Raw genomic sequence first — 2,887 nt, 5'->3', positions numbered from 1 at the left:
CGCCCCGGTCGTGCCCCACATGGGCTGGAACACGGTCGACGCCGCCGACGGCAGCGAGCTGTTCGCCGGCCTGGACGCCGACGCCCGGTTCTACTTAGTGCACTCCTACGCGGTGCGCGACTGGACCCTGGAGATCGGCAACCCCACCCTCGCCGCCCCGAAGGTCACCTGGGCCACCCACGGCGAGCCGTTCGTCGCCGCGGTCGAGAACGGCGCCCTGCGGGCGACCCAGTTCCACCCGGAGAAGTCCGGTGACGCCGGTGCCCAGCTCCTCACCAACTGGATCGGAACCCTGTGACTGTGTTGTCTGGAAGCGTGCTCGAACTCCTCCCCGCCGTCGACGTCCGCGACGGACAGGCCGTCCGTCTCGTGCACGGCGAGTCCGGCACCGAGACCTCCTACGGCTCCCCGCTGGAGGCCGCCCTCGCCTGGCAGAACTCCGGCGCCGAGTGGCTGCACCTGGTCGACCTCGACGCCGCCTTCGGCACCGGCGACAACCGTGAGCTGATCGCCCAGGTCGCCGGCGCGATGGACATCAAGGTCGAGCTGTCCGGCGGCATCCGTGACGACGCCTCCCTCGCCGCCGCCCTCGCCACCGGCTGCACCCGCGTCAACCTGGGCACCGCAGCCCTGGAGACCCCCGAGTGGGTCGCCAAGGTCATCGCCGAGCACGGCGACAAGATCGCCGTCGGCCTCGACGTGCGCGGCACCACCCTGCGCGGCCGCGGCTGGACCCGCGACGGCGGCGACCTCTACGAGACGCTGGCCCGCCTCGACTCCGAGGGCTGCGCGCGGTACGTCGTCACCGACATCGCCAAGGACGGCACCCTGCAGGGCCCCAACCTGGAGCTCCTGAAGAACGTCTGCGCGGCCACCGACAAGCCGGTCGTCGCCTCGGGCGGCGTCTCCTCCCTGGACGACCTGCGGGCCCTGGCCGGGCTCGTCCCGCTGGGCGTCGAGGGCGCGATCGTCGGCAAGGCCCTCTACGCCAAGGCCTTCACCCTCGAAGAGGCCCTGGAGGCGGTGGCCTCGGCATGACCGACGCGCTCCGCAAGGTCGTCACCGGCGCCCCGTGGGAGGAGCAGTTCGGCTACTCCCGCGCGGTCGAGCTCCCGAACGGCCTGGTCCTGGTCTCCGGCTGCACCTCCGTGGTCGACGGGCAGATCGCCGAGGGCGGCGGCCCCTACGACCAGGCCGTCAACTCCTTCCAGGTGGCCCTGGGCGCCCTGAAGCAGCTCGGCCTCGGCGTGGACGACGTGGTGCGGACCCGGATGTACCTCACCCACGCGCGTGACGTGGAGGAGGTCGGCCGGGCCCACAAGGACCTGTTCGACGCCGTCCGCCCCGCCGCGACGATGCTCATCGTCTCCGGCTTCGTCGACCCCCGCCTCGTCGTGGAGGTCGAGGTCGAGGCGTACAGGAGGAACGCGGCATGAGCCTCGCCGTACGAGTGATCCCCTGCCTGGACGTGGACAACGGCCGCGTCGTCAAGGGCGTCAACTTCCAGAACCTGCGGGACGCGGGCGACCCCGTCGAGATGGCCAAGCTGTACGACGCCGAGGGCGCCGACGAGCTCACCTTCCTCGACATCACCGCCTCCTCCGGCAACCGGGAGACCACCTACGACGTGGTGCGCCGCACCGCCGAGCAGGTCTTCATCCCGCTCACGGTGGGGGGTGGGGTCCGCTCCGCCGGGGACGTCGACAAGCTGCTGCGGGCCGGGGCCGACAAGGTGGGCGTCAACACCGCCGCCATCGCCCGCCCCGAGCTGATCCAGGAGATCGCGGAGCGCTTCGGCCGGCAGGTCCTCGTCCTGTCGGTGGACGCGCGCCGCACGGAGTCGGGCTCCTTCGAGGTCACCACGCACGGCGGCCGCAAGGGCACCGGCATCGACGCCGTCGAGTGGGCCCACCGGGCGGCCGAGCTGGGCGCGGGCGAGATCCTGCTCAACTCGATGGACGCCGACGGGACGAAGGACGGCTACGACACGGAGATGATCGCGGCGGTCCGCAAGCACGTCACCGTCCCGGTCATCGCGAGCGGGGGAGCGGGCAGGCTGTCCGACTTCCCGCCGGCCGTCGCGGCGGGCGCGGACGCGGTCCTCGCGGCCTCCGTGTTCCACTTCGGCGACCTGCGGATCGGTCAGGTCAAGGAGACGCTGCGGGAAGCCGGGCACGAGGTGCGCTGATCCCTCGTTCCGTTTCAGGGAAGGGCCCCTTCGGGGGCCCTTCCCTTCACCCAGATGCGAAAGAATAGTTGCGCAATTTATGTTGCGCAGTTTTTCCTGCACTTCTAGGGTCCTGGCATGTCCCTCTCGGAGAACCGCCGCATCACCGACCTCGGCACGCTCAAGGCCGTCGCCCACCCCCTGCGGATGCGTCTGTACCGGGCGCTGTTCGTCGCCCGTACCGCCACCGCCTCCCAGCTCGCGGAGCAGGTGGACGAAGCCGTCTCCCTCGTCAGCTACCACCTGCGCAAACTCGCCGAGCACGGTCTCATCGAGGAGGCCCCCGGCCAGTCCACCGACGGTCGTGAACGCTGGTGGCACACCAGCTCCCAGGGCATCACCGTCCGCGACGAGGACTTCCGCGACGCCCCCGAGAAGGCCGCCGTGGGCATCGCCTTCAGCCGCCTCGTCGCCGACCAGCGCGCCGATCTGCACCTCCGCTTCATCGAGGAGCGGCTCGCCTGGCCGGAGGAATGGCGCTCCGCCGCCATCAGCGCCGAATGGATGCCCCGCCTCACCGCCGCCGAACTCGCCGCCCTCGACGGGGAACTCGAAGCCGTGCTGCGGAAGTACGACGCCAAGGCGCGCGCCGCCGAGGCCGCGGGCGACACCGAGGGACGCGAACAGGTCGCCGTGCACCTCCACGCCTTCCCCTTCCGC

General features: G+C 71.4%; 4 protein-coding genes and 1 pseudogene. All 5 read left to right on the top strand.

Going from position 1 to position 2,887, the window contains the following annotated elements; genetic code table 11:
• Window positions 1-298: pseudogene (locus tag RIF68_RS33220) on the top strand (imidazole glycerol phosphate synthase subunit HisH); the annotation flags it as partial.
• Window positions 299-303: 5 nt separating this feature from the next.
• Window positions 304-1,038, top strand: a complete 735-nt coding sequence (priA, locus tag RIF68_RS33215) for a bifunctional 1-(5-phosphoribosyl)-5-((5-phosphoribosylamino)methylideneamino)imidazole-4-carboxamide isomerase/phosphoribosylanthranilate isomerase PriA (RefSeq protein WP_309055163.1) — start codon at window positions 304-306, stop codon at window positions 1,036-1,038.
• Window positions 1,035-1,436, top strand: coding sequence for a RidA family protein (locus RIF68_RS33210; RefSeq protein WP_309055162.1), 402 nt, complete (start codon window positions 1,035-1,037; stop codon window positions 1,434-1,436). The genes priA and RIF68_RS33210 overlap by 4 nt, the downstream gene beginning before the upstream one ends.
• Window positions 1,433-2,188, top strand: coding sequence for an imidazole glycerol phosphate synthase subunit HisF (gene hisF, locus RIF68_RS33205; RefSeq protein ID WP_309055160.1), 756 nt, complete (start codon window positions 1,433-1,435; stop codon window positions 2,186-2,188). The genes RIF68_RS33210 and hisF overlap by 4 nt, the downstream gene beginning before the upstream one ends.
• Before the next feature lie 117 nt (window positions 2,189-2,305).
• On the top strand, window positions 2,306-2,887 hold a 582-nt coding region (locus RIF68_RS33200), incomplete at its 3' end, for a helix-turn-helix domain-containing protein (protein ID WP_309055159.1).

Origin of the sequence: Streptomyces sp. (assembly GCF_031178505.1) — a bacterium.
GTDB classification, from domain to species: domain Bacteria; phylum Actinomycetota; class Actinomycetes; order Streptomycetales; family Streptomycetaceae; genus Streptomyces; species Streptomyces gulbargensis.
This window is presented reverse-complemented; position numbering and strand designations above follow the sequence as displayed.

Bases quoted from the DNA above. Each gene is read 5' to 3' on its own strand.
- RIF68_RS33210 (WP_309055162.1), top strand. From the start codon at position 1,035: ATGACCGACGCGCTCCGCAAGGTCGTCACCGGCGCCCCGTGGGAGGAG.
- hisF (WP_309055160.1), top strand. From the start codon at position 1,433: ATGAGCCTCGCCGTACGAGTGATCCCCTGCCTGGACGTGGACAACGGC.